This is a genomic window from Bradyrhizobium sp. AUGA SZCCT0176 (assembly GCF_018130145.1).
Lineage (GTDB): Bacteria > Pseudomonadota > Alphaproteobacteria > Rhizobiales > Xanthobacteraceae > Bradyrhizobium.
This window is the reverse complement of the sequence record NZ_JAFCMB010000001.1, coordinates 806,096-819,670: the sequence shown is the minus strand read 5'-3', so window position 1 is coordinate 819,670 and position 13,575 is coordinate 806,096. Positions and strand designations below refer to the sequence as shown.

Sequence of the window (13,575 nt, the reverse complement as noted above, 5' to 3'; positions counted from 1 at the left end):
ACGCGGTATGGGTCCCGGCGTTCGCCGGGACGACAGGCGCCCTACTTCTTCGCAGCAGCTGCGCGTTCGACAAACGTCTTGCCGCCCTTCATCTTGTGGGCGAGCGGCGCCTCGTTGATCTGGATCACGACCGCGTCGGCGTCGACGCCAAGGTTCTTGACCAGCGCCTGCGTGATGTCGCGCATCATGCCGGCCTTCTGCTCGTCGGTGCGGCCGGCGGCCATGCTCACGGTAATCTCGGGCATTTTTTCTTCTCCCACTTTATTTTCGCCATGGCCGGGCTTCTCCCGATCATCCACGATCTTTTCCATCAAACAAGACGTGGATGCCCGGCACAAGGCCGGGCATGACGCCGGAAATGAATGGCTATCCCCACTTCACGTCATGGCGCGCCAAAACTTCGCGCACGGCATCGACGAGCTTGCTTGCATCGACCTCGTATTGGGCCTCGGACTGCTTCTTCAGATATTCCTCGCGGTCCTTGATCTCGGTCAGGCCCGCCCCGAGGATGAGATCCTTGAGTTGAACCTTGCCGTTCGCCCGCTCGTCCGAGCCCTGGATGATCGCGCAGGGCGCGTTGCGGCGGTCGGCATATTTCATCTGCTGGCCGAGGCTGTGCTTCGGGTTTCCAAGATATAGTTCCGCGCGGATACCAGCGTTGCGCAGCGTCGCGACCATTTTCTGGTAATCGGCGATTTCGCCGCCGAACACGGTGACGACAACAGGCCCGACAGCGGGCTTGGTATCGACCTTGCCGATCAGTGTCAGCGCCGCCTGCAGCCGAGACACGCCGATGGAGAAGCCGGTTGCAGGAACGGGTTCGCCGCGGAAGCGCGAGACCAGCCCATCGTAACGTCCGCCGCCGCCGACCGAGCCGAAACGCACGGGACGGCCCTTTTCGTCTTTGGTCTCCAGCAGCAGCTCAACTTCGTAGACTGCACCGGTGTAATATTCGAGACCGCGGACGACGGAAGGATCGATACGGATGCGATCCGATGCGTAACCGGATGCTGTGACCAGTTTGGCAATCTCCTCCAACTCGCTGACGCCGGCCTGACCCACGTCGCTCTTGGCGAGATAAACATCGGCGGCGGCAATTGCCTCTTTCCAGTCGTCGCGTTTTTGCGTGACGGCCAAAACGATGTCGGCGTCCGCGGCGCTTAGGCCGGCTCCGTTTGTGAAGTCGCCCTTGCCTTCTTCGCCTCCATCCCATCGTCCGGGACCGAGCAACTTGCGAACTTCGTCGGCGGAAAATTTGTCGAGCTTGTCGATAGCGCGCAGCACCGTGAGCCGGCGTCCGGCATTCTCCTCGCCGCCGAGACCGATCGCTTCGAGCGCCCCGTCGAGCACCTTGCGGTTGTTGACCTTCACCACATAGCTGCCGCGGGGAATGCCGAGCGCTTCCATGGTGTCTGCCGCCATCATGCACATCTCGGCATCGGCGGCCGGCGTCGGCGCGCCGACGGTGTCGGCGTCGAACTGCATGAATTGGCGGAAGCGCCCCGGACCCGGCTTCTCGTTACGGAACACCCACCCGAAACGATAGGAACGATAGGGCTTCGGCAACGAGTCAAAATTCTCCGCGACATAGCGCGCCAGCGGCGCGGTCAAATCGTAGCGCAGGCTGATCCACTGCTCGTCGTCGTCCTGGAACGAGAACACGCCCTCGTTCGGCCGGTCCTGGTCGGGCAGGAATTTGCCGAGCGCGTCGGTGTATTCCATCGCCGGAGTTTCCACCGGCTCAAAGCCGTAGCGCTCATAGACTTCGCGGATTTTCCCGACCATCTGCCGCGTCGCCGAGATCGCGGCGGGACCGCGATCCTCCAGCCCGCGCGGCAGGCGCGCCTTCAGCTTCTGGGGTTTCTTGGATTTGTCGGCCATGGGCGGCGTTGCAACTTGTGTAGGGTGGGCAAAGCCGCTTGGCGCCGCGCTCACCGGGAAAAACAGGGTGGGCTCGTTTCGCTCGGCCCATCCCACGCACTTAGCCCACCGGGCCGGTTTTGACCAGAACGTCCTGCCCGGCGTCTAAGGGGTTTCCATCCTGGCGCGTAGCGCGTCGGCGTCGGCCTCCGACATCTTCTTCAGCATCGGCCGGATGGTCTCGCCGCCGACGATCTTGCCGTTCCGCAAGAACATCCAATCCGAGATGTCGGCCTCCCTGAACTCGGCCAGGTCGCCGGCCCGCTTGCCGGGCAGTTGGCGCGGCGCATTGGCGAACCTGCCCGAATAGCGACCGCTTCCAATCTTCTTCACCTCGGCCATCCAGATATGTTCGCCGCTATTGTTCGGATATGGAAAACGCGCCTTGAGAGAGTGACCGGTCTCCGACGGCTTTGGCGCGTCGTAGGAGGCCCAGAATTTCGGCAGCGTGGAACGCGCCTGCGCGATCGCGGCATTGATCTCCGGGTCGCCATTGCGAAAGTCGATCACGGGGGAGCGGTCTTCGGCCCTGACACTCGTTGTGGGGGAGCCGAGAAGCGCAAGTGCCGCCGCGAAGGCGGCCGCCACGACGCATTTCGAGCATGTTGAGAGGGTTGAGGTCATTTTCACCATTCCACGAACCGCTATCCGCAAATCCGGGAGTTGGTCGCGCAAAGCCGCGAAACAGTTCATGGGCGGGCTGCGGGGCGTGGCGCCTCTTCACCTCGCCCCGCTTGCGGGGAGAGGTCGGATCGCTCTTGCGATCCGGGTGAGGGGGTACCGCTCTCACCTTTGTCTTCAGAATTTGCGGCAAGGGCCCCTCACCCCACCCTCTCCCCGCAAGAGCGGGGCGAGGGAGTTAGAGAGCTAGCCCACCTTACGCCGCGACCGCCTTGCCCTTCGGCTGCACTTCGACCGCGAAATCCGCCATCAGCTGTTCCGAAATCTTGCCGGGCGTGAACTTCCACTCGGCGATGTCAGCCACCGGGGTGATTTCGGCGGCGGTGCCGGTGATGAAGCACTCGGTGAAACCAGAGAGTTCGTCCGGCATGATGCGGCGTTCGATCACCTCGATGCCGCGACGCTGCGCGAGATCGATCGCGGTGGCGCGGGTGATGCCGGCGAGGAAGCAGTCGGCGATCGGCGTGTGGATTTTGCCATCGGCGATGAAGAAGATGTTGGCGCCGGTGCATTCGGCGACCCGCCCCTGCCAGTCCAGCATCATGGCGTCGGCATAGCCGGCACGCTCCGCTCTGTGCTTTGAGATGGTGCAGATCATGTAGAGACCGGAGGCCTTGGCCATCGCCGGAATCGTCATCGGATCGGGGCGCCTGTATTCGGCAAGGCACATGCGGATGCCCTTCATCTTGGTGGCCGGATCGAAATAGCTCGGCCAATCCCAGGCGGCGATCGCCAGATGAATGGTGTTTGATGACGCCGACACGCCCATCATCTCCGAACCGCGCCAGGCGATCGGGCGGAGATAGGCGTCAGGCAGATTGTTGCTGTCGATCACGAGCTGCTTGGCGGCATCGATCTCGGCGACCGAATACGGAATCTCGAAATCCAGGATGTTGGCCGAGCTCTTCAGGCGCTCGGAATGTTCCGTGCTCTTGAACACCCTGCCGCCATAGGCGCGCTCGCCCTCGAACACGCAACTCGCGTAATGCAGCCCGTGGGTCAGCACATGGACGTTGGCGTCAGCCCACGGCACGAGCTTGCCATCGTACCAGATGACACCATCGATTTTGTCGAAGGAAATTCCCATGGCCTCTCTCCCAGCTTGACCGCGCACGCGCGCGCGACTCCGCGAGGCGCGCGCGGCCCCGTGCTCAGGTCGAAAAAAACGTTGCTTGTCTCAGAGGCGGCGGATTCCGCCGCCGGTTACAGGACCTTTCGGATCCACTCGTGCGGGTCTTCCGCACGGCCGTACTGGATGTCGACCAGCTTCTTGCGCATCCCCATCGCGACGGGGCCGGCAGCGCCGCCGCTGATGAGGAAATCGCCGCTCGCCGAACATACCTTGCCGATCGGCGAGATCACCGCCGCGGTGCCGCAGGCAAAGGCTTCTTTCAGCTTTCCGCTGGCGGCGTCGCTGCGCCACTGGTCGATCGTGTAGAGCTCCTCACGCACGCGCGTGCCGGAATCCTTTGCCAGCGCAATGATCGAATCGCGGGTAATGCCGGGCAGGATGGTGCCGAGCGGCGGCGTCAGCAGCGAGCCGTCGTCAAACACGAAGAACACGTTCATGCCGCCCAGTTCCTCGATGTAGCGGCGCTCGACCGCATCGAGGAAAACCACCTGATCGCAGCCGCGATCGATCGCCTCGGCCTGCGCCCGCAGGCTGGCGGCGTAATTGCCGCCGCATTTGACGGCGCCGGTGCCGCCGATCGCGGCGCGCGTGTAGTTCTCCGACACCCAGATCGACACCGGCGCAGGTCCACCCTTGAAATAGGAGCCGACCGGCGAGGCGATGACGGCGAAGATGTACTCGGAAGAAGGCTTGACGCCGAGAAAGGTCTCGCTCGCGATCATGAAGGGCCGCAAATAGAGGCTGCCCTCGCCGCCTGGTATCCAGGCGCTGTCGATGCGCACGAGCCGCTCGACCGCTTCGATGAAGACGTCCTCAGGGATCGGCGCCATCGCCATGCGCTCGGCCGAATTCCTGAAGCGCCTCGCATTGGCGTCGGGGCGGAACAGGTTCACGCCGTTGTCGCGCTTGTAGGCCTTGAGGCCCTCGAAAATCTCCTGCGCGTAGTGCAGGACGGCGGCGGCCGGATCGAGCGGAAAATTGGCGCGGGATTCGACCCGCGCGTCATGCCAGCCCTTGGCCTGATTGTAGCGGACGATCGCCATGTGGTCGGTGAAGACCCGGCCGAAGCCGGGGTCCACGAGCTTTGCCGCGCGCTCCTTTTCGGACGTCGGATTGGTCGCAGGCTGGATGTCGAATTTCAAACTCATGGTCTTGCTTCCCGCCCTTGCTTCCTGCTGTCGGAACCGGTGCGTTTCCTGGCGCAGGCCTGTTTCGTCAAGCCTGCTTGCTTGATTGGTCCGGACTTCACCACCACCACCGGCCTTGCCGCTGGTTTCCATCGCTGGCAAGTCCCTTGAGGACACGCTTTTGCGGAGTGCCGAAGTCCAGTATGTTTGCGCAAATGCCGCTCGACAATCGCACGGTAGTCCAATTCGCGGCCGTTGCCGCCATCGCTGGCTTACTCCGGTCGCTCCTAACGTTGCCAAGGCCGAAACGACTTAAAGTTTCGCCGTGGCTGACAGTTTTGTAACATTGAACCCAAGATATGTCAACATGACTGACATAAATTTCTCAAGGCCTGCCGGCGACCCCGATTCGAAGGGGCCTGACGGCGTGTCCCCGCCCCCGCGCGCCGGCGAATTGCGCTGGGATATCATCGAGCTTCTGTTCTTCGCCTATCGCGACTTCGTCGGCGACGCCGACCATGAGCTCGAGGCGTTCGGGTTCGGCCGCGCCCATCACCGGGTGATGCATTTCGTCCACCGCTACCCCGGCCTCAAGGTCGCCGACCTCCTGGACGTATTGCGCATCACCAAGCAGTCGCTGGGCCGGGTGCTCAAGCAATTGCTGGACGAAGGCTATATCGTGCAGAAGACCGGCAATAACGACCGCAGGCAGCGCCTTCTTTACGCCACCCCGAAGGGCGAGGCCCTGGTGGCGAAGCTCGCCGGGCTGCAGACCGATCGCATCAACCGCGCCATGCAGGATATCGATCCCGCCGGCCAGGAAACGGTGCGGCAGTTTCTGCGCGCGATGATCGATCGCGACGACCCGGACAAGGTGCTGGAGACGATCTTCGGCAGCGGAAAGAAGCCAAGGGAGTGACTGTGGCCCAAGGAACCCCGAACGGAATTCCAAACGCAACTGCCAACCCAACCATCGCCGCAGCCTCCGCGCGGACGCCGCGGCAAATGGCCGACGACGCCCCGCATCTGCTGCTGGTCGATGACGACCGCCGTATCCGCGACTTGCTGTCGCGCTTCCTGTCCGGCGAGGGCTATCGCGTCACGACCGCGGCGAGCGCCACCGACGCCCGCGCCAAGCTGCTCGGCCTGCATTTCGATCTTTTGATCCTCGACGTCATGATGCCCGGCGAAACCGGCTTCGATCTTGCCCGCTTCATCCGCACCTCCTCCTCGGTGCCGATCATCATGCTGACGGCGCGCCATGAGGCGGAAGCCCGCATCGAAGGCCTGCAGATCGGCGCCGACGATTATGTGGCCAAGCCGTTCGAGCCGCGCGAACTGGTCTTGCGGATCGGCAACATCCTGAAGCGCACCGCAACGCCGGCAGTGGAAGCGCTGGAGCAGATCGCATTCGGGCCCTACGTCTATCATCTCGAACGCGGCGAGCTGCGCGAGGGCGACGAGATCATCCACTTGACGGACCGCGAACGCGAAATGCTGCGCATCCTCAGCCTGAGCCCCGGCGAGACCGTGCCGCGCGCGGCGCTGACCGGCGGCGGCACCGTCAACGAGCGCGCCGTCGACGTGCAGATCAACCGGCTGCGCCGCAAGATCGAAAAAGATCCGGCCAATCCGTTGTTCCTGCAGGCGGTGCGCGGCATCGGCTATCGCCTGGTGGCGTCGCCGTGAGCCAAACGAACCAAGCGCGATGAGCACGCTCGACACCGGCCTCACGCTGATCCGCACCGCCGCAGGCCGGGTCTCCAAGGTCAATGGCTGGATGGGCAACGCGTTCAAGGGCTGGATGCCGACCGGCCTCTACGCCCGCGCGCTTTTGATCATGATCGTGCCGATGGTGGTGCTGCAGACCGTGGTCGCGTTCGTGTTCATGGAGCGGCACTGGAACACGGTGACGCGGCGCCTGTCGGCTGCCGTAGTGCAAGATATCGCCAGCCTGATCGACGTCTACAAGGGTTATCCGCAGGACAAGGAACGCGCGCAGCTGCGCCGTATCGGGCAACGGCTGCAATTGGTGGTCGATTTTCTCCCCGTCGGCGACATGCCGCCGCCCGGGCCGAAACCGTTCTTCTCGCTGCTCGACCAGACGCTCTCGGTTCAGATCGGCCGCCAGATCGGCCGGCCGTTCTGGATCGATACCGTGGGCAAATCCAACCTCGTTGAAATCCGTATTCAGCTCGACGACGCGGTGATGCGCATCTTCGCGCAAAGAAGTGCGGCCTATGCCTCCAATTCTGAGATCTTCATCTTCTGGATGCTGGGAACGTCCTCGATCCTGTTGATCGTCGCGGTGCTGTTCCTGCGCAACCAGATCAGGCCGATCCTGCGGCTCGCCGACGCCGCCGAAAGTTTCGGCAAGGGCCGCGAGGCGCCGAACTTCCGTCCCCGCGGCGCGCGGGAAGTGCGGCGCGCGGCGCAGGCGTTCCTGGAGATGAAGGCGCGCATCGAGCGCTCGATCGAGCAACGCACCGCGATGCTTGCCGGCGTCAGCCACGATCTGCGCACCATCCTGACCCGCTTCAAGCTCGAACTCGCGCTGATCGGCGACAGCCCCGAGGTCGACGGCATGCGCAAGGACGTCGACGAGATGTCCGGCATGCTCGAGGCCTATCTCGCCTTTGCCCGCGGCGACAGCGGCGAGGTCGCGCAGCCGACCGACATGTCGATGGCGCTGGAGGAATTGCGCGGCGATGCCGAGCGCCACGGCCATACCGCCACGGTGGCGTTCCACGGCCTGCCGGTGGTGACCGTCAAACCGGCCTCGTTCAAGCGCTGCCTTGCCAACCTCGTCTCCAACGCCGCGCGGCACGCCAATACGATTTCGATCACCGGCCATCGCGACCACCGCTATCTGACGGTCACGATCGACGACGACGGACCGGGCATTCCGGCCAACATGCGCGAGGAAGTGTTCAAGCCGTTCCTGCGGCTCGACGACGCCCGCAACCAGGACGAAGGCGGCACCGGCCTCGGCCTTGCGATCGCCCGCGACATCGCCCGCTCGCATGGCGGCGACATCACGCTCGGTGACAGTCCGATGGGTGGATTAAGGGCGGCGGTCAGGGTGCCGGTGTGATCTTCTTGCCGTCGGTTGCTCGCTACTCCGGCTTGATGTTGCCGGCAGTGACGACGTGGCGCCACTTCTCGATCGATGCATCGATATGAGCGATGTATTCCTGCGGCGTGGAGCCGATGGATTCGTAGCCGATTTCATCCAGGCGCCGGCGCAGACCCTCAGATTTCAGCGCGCCCTGCGCCGCAGTGCCGAGTTGGGAGAGAATCGCTGGCGGTAGATTGGCGGGCGCCACGATTCCAAAGTCCGGCGCGGCGTCTACCTTTGGCATGCCGGCCTCCGCCATGCTGGGCACGTCAGGTAGTTGCACGATGCGTCCCGTCGTACTTCCCAATGCCTTCAACTTGTTGCCGCGAATATGCTCGAGAACGGCGGGGATCGTGCTGAATGTAAAATCGACCTTGCCGCCGAGCAGGTCGATGATGGATGGCCCGCCACCCCGATAAGGCACCGGGACAACGTCGATGCCGGCCTCTTGCCGAAATTGTTCGCAGCCGAGGTGAACCGCGGTGCCGAGGCCGGCGGTCGCCATGCTGAGCGCGCCGGGCCTCGATTTGGCGAGCGCGATCAGTTCCTTCACGTTGCTGACCGGAAGAGATTCCGAGACGACCAGCACCAGCGAGGTCCGCGCCAGCAGGGACACCGGCGCGAAATCCTTTTTGGTGTCGTACGGCAGTTTGGCGCCGAACAGGCTGGGATTGATGGTGAACGCGCTGTCGACGACGCCGATCGTGTAGCCGTCGGGCGCGGCTGTCGCGATCGCCTGGGTGCCTATCATGCTCGCACCACCGCCCCGGTTATCGACGAAGAGTGATTGGCCGAGCTTCTCGGTAATGACGGCCACGACGAGACGCGCCACGATGTCCGACGCGCCGCCGGCGGCGTAAGGAACGATGACGCGGACTGGACGCTGCGGATATGGTTGCGGCTGGGCGCGCGCTCCGGAGAAGGACATTGTCGCCGCAGATGTCAGTCCGATCAACAGCGAACGCCGGTTGATGCTTTGCATGAAGTTTCCTTCCCTGTTCTTGGTGGCCGTCAGAGCCGGAATCGATTGATCAAGTCCATGTCCGGATCGCCTCCGAGGCCCGGGGCGTCGGGGACGGCGAGGAATCCTGCTTCGATCGGAACGATGCCGCCGCAGGGGTCGAAGGCGAGGTCGCAATAAAATCTCTCCAGGGCGCTCGCCTTCGCCTTGGCCGCCAGCACGTGAATGGTGGCGAGATAGCCGGGGCCGAAGAATGGTGAGTGGGGCACGCAGGTCGTTCCGGCCGCTTCCGACTCGGTGCAGATTTGCCAAAGCGCGGTCAGACCGCCGATCTTGATCGCGCTGGGTTGAACATAATCGACGCAGCGTGCTGCGAGCATCTTCTTGAAATCGAGGGCATTGCCGGCATTCTCTCCGATAGCGGTCGGAACGTGAGCCGTTTGCCTGAGAGCCGCAAGCGACGCGAAATCTTCCGGCGGCCAGATGGGTTCTTCGACCCATAGAAGATTGGAAGGCGCCATTTCCGTAACGGCGGCGACTGCGTCCGCCGGCAACCACGCGCAATTGGTATCGACCATCAACGGCACGCTCAGGCCCGCCGCGGCGCGTGCAGAGGCGACCGCGTCAGCCGTACGCTCATGCAACTTGATTTGGCGAAAACCTTCGCCGAGCGCACGGTCCACGACGCGGCGGATTTCTTCGGTATTGCCGTTGTATTGAAGCAGCGATGCGTAGACCTCGATACGGTCGCGCCGTCGCCCGCCCAGCAGGGTCGAAACCGGCATCCCCGCGAGCTTGCCCCGGATGTCCCACAGTGCAATGTCGAGGCCGCTAATCGCGTGGATCGTGGCACCCGCACGACCGAGATTGTGCAAGGTCCGTTCAATCCGCGCCGGCAGTTCGACGTCATCGACGCTTTGCCCGATCGCCAGGGGGGACACCCATTGCTCGATCGCCGCAACGACCGCGGACCAGAAGCTGCCATAGGCTTCGCCCCACCCCACCGTGCCCTGATCGGTCGTTACCCGCACCAGAACAGTATCGAGGGTCGTGCGTGGCCGGCCGGCGAACATCGGCGGGGACGCCCAGTGGTCGAACGGAATCGCGAGTGGAAAAGCCGTGATCGTCGCAATCCGGGGTGAGTTCATCGGTTGAGGTCCATGGACGAAGGGCCGGCCGGTGCCCGGCTGAGCGGCCATAGGCTATCGGGAGCCATTGTGGGCCCAGGATGTATGTGTTCAAAATACTAAAAGCTGCTCCAATCATGTCCTGGCGTTATGATGTTGAGTATTCGCGAGTTGGAGGTGTTTCGGCGCGTCATGGAGTTGGGTACCATCACCGCGGCTGCCGAGGCGCTGCGTGTTTCGCAGCCGGCCGTCAGCCGAACGTTGCAACAGGCGGAGCGACGGCTCGGGTTTCCGCTCTTTTTGCGGCGAAAGAAGCGATTGTTGGCGACGCCCGAAGCCCAATCGTTGTTTCCAGAGACCGTCAGCGCGTTCGCGGCTTTTGACGTCGTCCAGAAGCACGCCGCCGACCTGCAGGCGGGGCGAGCGGGCGGGCTCAACATCGCCGCGATTTCGGCCTTCGCAAATGCGTTACTGCCGGCCGCCGTGGCAAAATTTCGCCAGTCGCGGCCTGATGTCGTGATCATGCTGCAGTCGATGAGTGCGCTCCAGGTCGCCACCCATGTCGCCAACCACCAGGCGGACCTGGGATTTGTCATCGACTCCCTTGCCGCGTCCGGTGTGTCGGTGAGCGATCTCTGGGCGACCGATTTCGGATGCGTCATGCCGCAGACGCATCCGTTGGCATCGAAGCTTCATGTCGTACCCGCTGATCTCGAGCATGAAGCGCTGATATGTCTGAACAGGCAACTCCCCTTGGGAATCCAAGCCGTACGCGCCTTCGCCGATGCGGACGTCCCGTTGAAGACTGCAATCGAGGTGTCGCAGTCCACCGTTGCATGCGCATTGGTGCGAGCCGGCGCAGGCCTCGCGCTACTGGACGGGTTGGCGATGATGGGTACGCCGGCAACAGATCTGGTAATGCGGCCGTTCTATCCTTCAATCAAGGTAATGGGCAGGCTCGTTCGACCGCGGCACCTGCTGCCGTCTCGTCTGGCACGGGAATTCATCGAAACACTTAATGACGTGATAGCGACCCAGGACAGCAGCTTCTGCCCTGCAGACGGTCGAAAACTCCCGATCAACCGCAAGAAGAAATCCTGAAGCTTTACTTCGGAGCCTGCTTCGGCAGCAGGCCCTTCAGCTTTTCCATGTCCTTGAGATTTATCTTCATGCCGCCGGGCATGATGATGTCGCCGGGCTTTTGATCGGCCTTGCAGGCGCCGAGCCACTTCGCCTCGATCGTGGTCGTGGAATCGCGCGGCACGCCGGCCGGAGCGCCCGTGGTGTTCGAGGTCGACTTCACGGTGTAGGCGGAGTTGAAATCGCCAGTGATCTCGGCACGCGATTTGACCGACATGCCGCCGGAGCCGCAGACGGAATCGGTGACGTAGCCGGTCGCGGTCTTCTGGGTATCGTTTTTCGAGCAGACGTCCTTGGCCATCGGCGAGAACGAGGTGCTCATATCCTTGTCGGTGGTCGCGTCGGTGCACTGCTGCATCGTCATCTCGGGCACCGGCGAGCCGGTCTGCACCACCTTCATTTCCCACAGGCCGGCCTTGCGCACCGGCAGCTCGACGGCGCTGGCATGGCTCGCAGGCCACACCGCGAGCAGGCCAAGCGCCAAACAAAATGAATGAAGCTGTCGCGCCATGCTCGCGCCCCCTGGTGGTTCAGGCGTTCAGGTCCGGCTCAGTAGAGCGTGCGCAGCGGCCGGGCGTGAGTCCCATAGGGCACCCAGCGGCAGGCGAAGGAGACGTATCCGCCCTCATAGGGCTGCACTGCCAGGAATTTCACCACCTTGCCGTAACCGGCGCAGTGATCGACCGCGAGCTGGCGTGCATCCGCCTGTCTCGCCAGCGAATAGGCGACAATGCCGCCGGTATCATTGCCCTTGAACGGCGGCACCCAGTCGGCCTGCGCCGGCGCAGCCGACAGCAACCCGCACATCGCAACCAGGCACGCGGCCCCAATTCTTTGCATCGCAGACTCCATTCGCTGGGGCCACCATAGAGTGCGCCGGCGGCCGTGAAAAGAATGGGTTACGGCCGGACCTCGACTTGCCTGCAAGGTGTTGCCGCGCTGCACTTGACCTCGTCCGGGCTTCACGGCACGTTCCTGAGGGTTGGATGACCAGCGGAATTCCCATGCGCACCCTCTTCACATCGTTGAAAACCCTCGGCTTGGCCGCGTCGCTCGCTGTCCTGGCATTCGGCCAGTCGGCGCAGGCCGCCAATCCGCTGGAATTGAATTTCTGGCTGTCCGGTCCCCGGTATGACGGGCGCGTTGCACCGTGCGAATCGGCGCTGCCGACCATCATTTCGCAGTTCCGCGAGAAGGAAAGCACCTTCTGGAATTCGCCCCTGACCATCACCTCCTATGGCCGGATCCACGAAACCACGTTCCGGCCCTGGCAATCCGACAACATTCCGCGCCGCTATTGCACCGGCGACGTGATGCTGAGCGACGGCAAGGTGCGCAACGTGCACTATTCGATCGTCGAGGATGGCGGCTTTGCCGGCTTCGGCCAGGGTGTCGAATGGTGCGTCACCGGGCTGGACCGTAACTGGGCCTATAACCCCGGCTGCAAGGCTGCGCGGCCTTAAGCTTACCCTGAGCTTCCTGCCTGGGTTTTTCGATCGCGGTGGCCGGCGCCACCGGATTCGCGCCTAACGCCATTTTTGTTCTTGAAATGTTCCGGTTCCCTGCTAGGCTGGGGTAATCGAGTACGTCATGCTTTGCGAGTAAGGGAGCGTTTGATGTTTCCATCGGTCATTGTTTCGCGGCTGCTGATTTCGCTGGCACTTGTCTTGGTCACCGCGGGCCACGCCGCCGCACAGGACCGCCGGCAGAACGCCCCTGGCGAGTTCGATTTCTACGTGCTGGCCCTGTCGTGGTCGCCCTCCTTCTGCGAGGCCGCCTCCGAACGCGGCAATAGCGGCCGTTCTGCGCAGATCCAGTGCGAGCGCCCGTTTTCCTTCGTGGTCCACGGCCTGTGGCCGCAATATGAGCGCGGCTTTCCCGAATATTGCCAGCGGCCGTCGCCCCGTCTCGACCGCAACGTCATGTCGTCGATGCTGGACCTGATGCCGGCGCCCGGGCTGATCTTCAACGAGTGGGACAAGCATGGCACCTGTTCCGGCCTTGGCGCGCGGGCCTATTTCGAGAACATCCGCAAAGCCCGCGCCGCGGTGAAGATCCCCGAGGAATTCCTGCAATTGTCGGAATCGAAGACGATCGCCCCCGAGGCGCTCGAGGCAGCCTTTATCAAGGTCAATCCCGGCCTGAGCAGCTCGGCGATTTCGGTGGTCTGCAGCAGCCGGCGCCTCAGCGAAGTCAGGGTCTGCATGAGCAAGGACCTGCAATTCCGCTCCTGCGAGGAAATCGACCGCCGCGCCTGCCGCCGCGACGAGGTCGTGATGCCGCCGGTGCGGGGGAGTTAAAACCTCCCTCGCCGCCATGCCCGGGCAGAAGCGCGTCTTCGCGCTAGATGACCCGGGCATCCACGTCTT

At 63.3% G+C, this 13,575-nt stretch carries 15 protein-coding genes; 6 read left to right on the top strand and 9 right to left on the bottom strand.

The annotated features are described in order from the left end of the window. Positions 1-41: 41 nt before the first annotated feature. The 5 genes from JQ600_RS03800 to JQ600_RS03780 form a co-directional block, all read right to left on the bottom strand. Complete coding sequence (locus tag JQ600_RS03800) at positions 42-245, bottom strand: tautomerase family protein (protein ID WP_025590867.1); 204 nt, start codon at positions 243-245, stop codon at positions 42-44. Between the two features lie 121 nt (positions 246-366). Continuing rightward, positions 367-1,881: a histidine--tRNA ligase gene (gene hisS, locus JQ600_RS03795; protein ID WP_212390389.1), complete on the bottom strand. Its 1,515-nt coding sequence runs from the start codon at positions 1,879-1,881 to the stop codon at positions 367-369. Between the two features lie 144 nt (positions 1,882-2,025). Beyond that, positions 2,026-2,544, bottom strand: a complete 519-nt coding sequence (locus JQ600_RS03790; RefSeq protein ID WP_212390388.1) for a YegJ family protein — start codon at positions 2,542-2,544, stop codon at positions 2,026-2,028. A gap of 253 nt (positions 2,545-2,797) precedes the next feature. Next, positions 2,798-3,688: a branched-chain amino acid aminotransferase gene (locus JQ600_RS03785; protein ID WP_212390387.1), complete on the bottom strand. Its 891-nt coding sequence runs from the start codon at positions 3,686-3,688 to the stop codon at positions 2,798-2,800. Between the two features lie 116 nt (positions 3,689-3,804). Then, positions 3,805-4,881, bottom strand: coding sequence for a branched-chain amino acid aminotransferase (locus JQ600_RS03780; RefSeq protein WP_212489688.1), 1,077 nt, complete (start codon positions 4,879-4,881; stop codon positions 3,805-3,807). 346 nt (positions 4,882-5,227) lie between these two features. Between JQ600_RS03780 and JQ600_RS03775 the strand changes: the two genes are divergently transcribed. From JQ600_RS03775 to JQ600_RS03765, 3 genes are all read left to right on the top strand, one after another. Continuing rightward, positions 5,228-5,779 carry a MarR family winged helix-turn-helix transcriptional regulator gene (locus JQ600_RS03775; protein WP_212269324.1) on the top strand — a complete coding sequence of 184 codons (552 nt, stop codon included), beginning with the start codon at positions 5,228-5,230 and terminating at the stop codon, positions 5,777-5,779. Positions 5,780-5,865: 86 nt separating this feature from the next. Further along, on the top strand, positions 5,866-6,549 hold the full coding sequence (locus tag JQ600_RS03770) for a response regulator (protein ID WP_192737696.1): 684 nt from the start codon (positions 5,866-5,868) through the stop codon (positions 6,547-6,549). Between the two features lie 19 nt (positions 6,550-6,568). Next, on the top strand, positions 6,569-7,954 hold the full coding sequence (locus tag JQ600_RS03765) for an ATP-binding protein (RefSeq protein ID WP_212269325.1): 1,386 nt from the start codon (positions 6,569-6,571) through the stop codon (positions 7,952-7,954). Between the two features lie 22 nt (positions 7,955-7,976). Here JQ600_RS03765 and JQ600_RS03760 read toward each other — a convergent pair whose 3' ends face one another. Beyond that, complete coding sequence (locus JQ600_RS03760; RefSeq protein WP_212390385.1) at positions 7,977-8,960, bottom strand: tripartite tricarboxylate transporter substrate binding protein; 984 nt, start codon at positions 8,958-8,960, stop codon at positions 7,977-7,979. A 29-nt stretch (positions 8,961-8,989) separates the two neighbouring features. Continuing rightward, positions 8,990-10,012: a mandelate racemase/muconate lactonizing enzyme family protein gene (locus tag JQ600_RS03755; protein ID WP_212390384.1), complete on the bottom strand. Its 1,023-nt coding sequence runs from the start codon at positions 10,010-10,012 to the stop codon at positions 8,990-8,992. A 207-nt stretch (positions 10,013-10,219) separates the two neighbouring features. On the opposite strand from JQ600_RS03755, the gene JQ600_RS03750 reads away from it, so the two are divergent. Continuing rightward, positions 10,220-11,167: a LysR substrate-binding domain-containing protein gene (locus JQ600_RS03750; protein ID WP_212489687.1), complete on the top strand. Its 948-nt coding sequence runs from the start codon at positions 10,220-10,222 to the stop codon at positions 11,165-11,167. 4 nt (positions 11,168-11,171) lie between these two features. Here JQ600_RS03750 and JQ600_RS03745 read toward each other — a convergent pair whose 3' ends face one another. Both JQ600_RS03745 and JQ600_RS03740 read right to left on the bottom strand, forming a co-directional pair. Next, on the bottom strand, positions 11,172-11,717 hold the full coding sequence (locus tag JQ600_RS03745) for a DUF3617 family protein (protein WP_212390382.1): 546 nt from the start codon (positions 11,715-11,717) through the stop codon (positions 11,172-11,174). Between the two features lie 38 nt (positions 11,718-11,755). Further along, the gene (locus JQ600_RS03740) at positions 11,756-12,046 is read right to left on the bottom strand and encodes a hypothetical protein (protein WP_212269327.1); all 291 of its coding nucleotides are present in this window, start codon (positions 12,044-12,046) and stop codon (positions 11,756-11,758) included. Between the two features lie 164 nt (positions 12,047-12,210). On the opposite strand from JQ600_RS03740, the gene JQ600_RS03735 reads away from it, so the two are divergent. Further along, the gene (locus tag JQ600_RS03735; RefSeq protein ID WP_212269328.1) at positions 12,211-12,669 is read left to right on the top strand and encodes a hypothetical protein; all 459 of its coding nucleotides are present in this window, start codon (positions 12,211-12,213) and stop codon (positions 12,667-12,669) included. 153 nt (positions 12,670-12,822) lie between these two features. Then, on the top strand, positions 12,823-13,506 hold the full coding sequence (locus tag JQ600_RS03730) for a ribonuclease T2 family protein (protein ID WP_212269329.1): 684 nt from the start codon (positions 12,823-12,825) through the stop codon (positions 13,504-13,506). Positions 13,507-13,575 lie beyond the last annotated feature (69 nt).

What these genes read in the sequence shown, in the direction of transcription:
- JQ600_RS03750 (WP_212489687.1), top strand. Translation starts at nt 10,220, where the DNA reads ATGTTGAGTATTCGCGAGTTGGAGGTGTTTCGGCGCGTCATGGAGTTG.
- hisS (WP_212390389.1), bottom strand. Translation starts at nt 1,881, where the DNA reads ATGGCCGACAAATCCAAGAAACCCCAGAAGCTGAAGGCGCGCCTGCCG.
- JQ600_RS03780 (WP_212489688.1), bottom strand. Translation starts at nt 4,881, where the DNA reads ATGAGTTTGAAATTCGACATCCAGCCTGCGACCAATCCGACGTCCGAA.
- JQ600_RS03755 (WP_212390384.1), bottom strand. Translation starts at nt 10,012, where the DNA reads ATGTTCGCCGGCCGGCCACGCACGACCCTCGATACTGTTCTGGTGCGG.
- JQ600_RS03735 (WP_212269328.1), top strand. Translation starts at nt 12,211, where the DNA reads ATGCGCACCCTCTTCACATCGTTGAAAACCCTCGGCTTGGCCGCGTCG.
- JQ600_RS03760 (WP_212390385.1), bottom strand. Translation starts at nt 8,960, where the DNA reads ATGCAAAGCATCAACCGGCGTTCGCTGTTGATCGGACTGACATCTGCG.
- JQ600_RS03770 (WP_192737696.1), top strand. Translation starts at nt 5,866, where the DNA reads ATGGCCGACGACGCCCCGCATCTGCTGCTGGTCGATGACGACCGCCGT.
- JQ600_RS03790 (WP_212390388.1), bottom strand. Translation starts at nt 2,544, where the DNA reads ATGACCTCAACCCTCTCAACATGCTCGAAATGCGTCGTGGCGGCCGCC.
- JQ600_RS03775 (WP_212269324.1), top strand. Translation starts at nt 5,228, where the DNA reads ATGACTGACATAAATTTCTCAAGGCCTGCCGGCGACCCCGATTCGAAG.
- JQ600_RS03800 (WP_025590867.1), bottom strand. Translation starts at nt 245, where the DNA reads ATGCCCGAGATTACCGTGAGCATGGCCGCCGGCCGCACCGACGAGCAG.
- JQ600_RS03730 (WP_212269329.1), top strand. Translation starts at nt 12,823, where the DNA reads ATGTTTCCATCGGTCATTGTTTCGCGGCTGCTGATTTCGCTGGCACTT.
- JQ600_RS03745 (WP_212390382.1), bottom strand. Translation starts at nt 11,717, where the DNA reads ATGGCGCGACAGCTTCATTCATTTTGTTTGGCGCTTGGCCTGCTCGCG.
- JQ600_RS03785 (WP_212390387.1), bottom strand. Translation starts at nt 3,688, where the DNA reads ATGGGAATTTCCTTCGACAAAATCGATGGTGTCATCTGGTACGATGGC.
- JQ600_RS03765 (WP_212269325.1), top strand. Translation starts at nt 6,569, where the DNA reads ATGAGCACGCTCGACACCGGCCTCACGCTGATCCGCACCGCCGCAGGC.
- JQ600_RS03740 (WP_212269327.1), bottom strand. Translation starts at nt 12,046, where the DNA reads ATGCAAAGAATTGGGGCCGCGTGCCTGGTTGCGATGTGCGGGTTGCTG.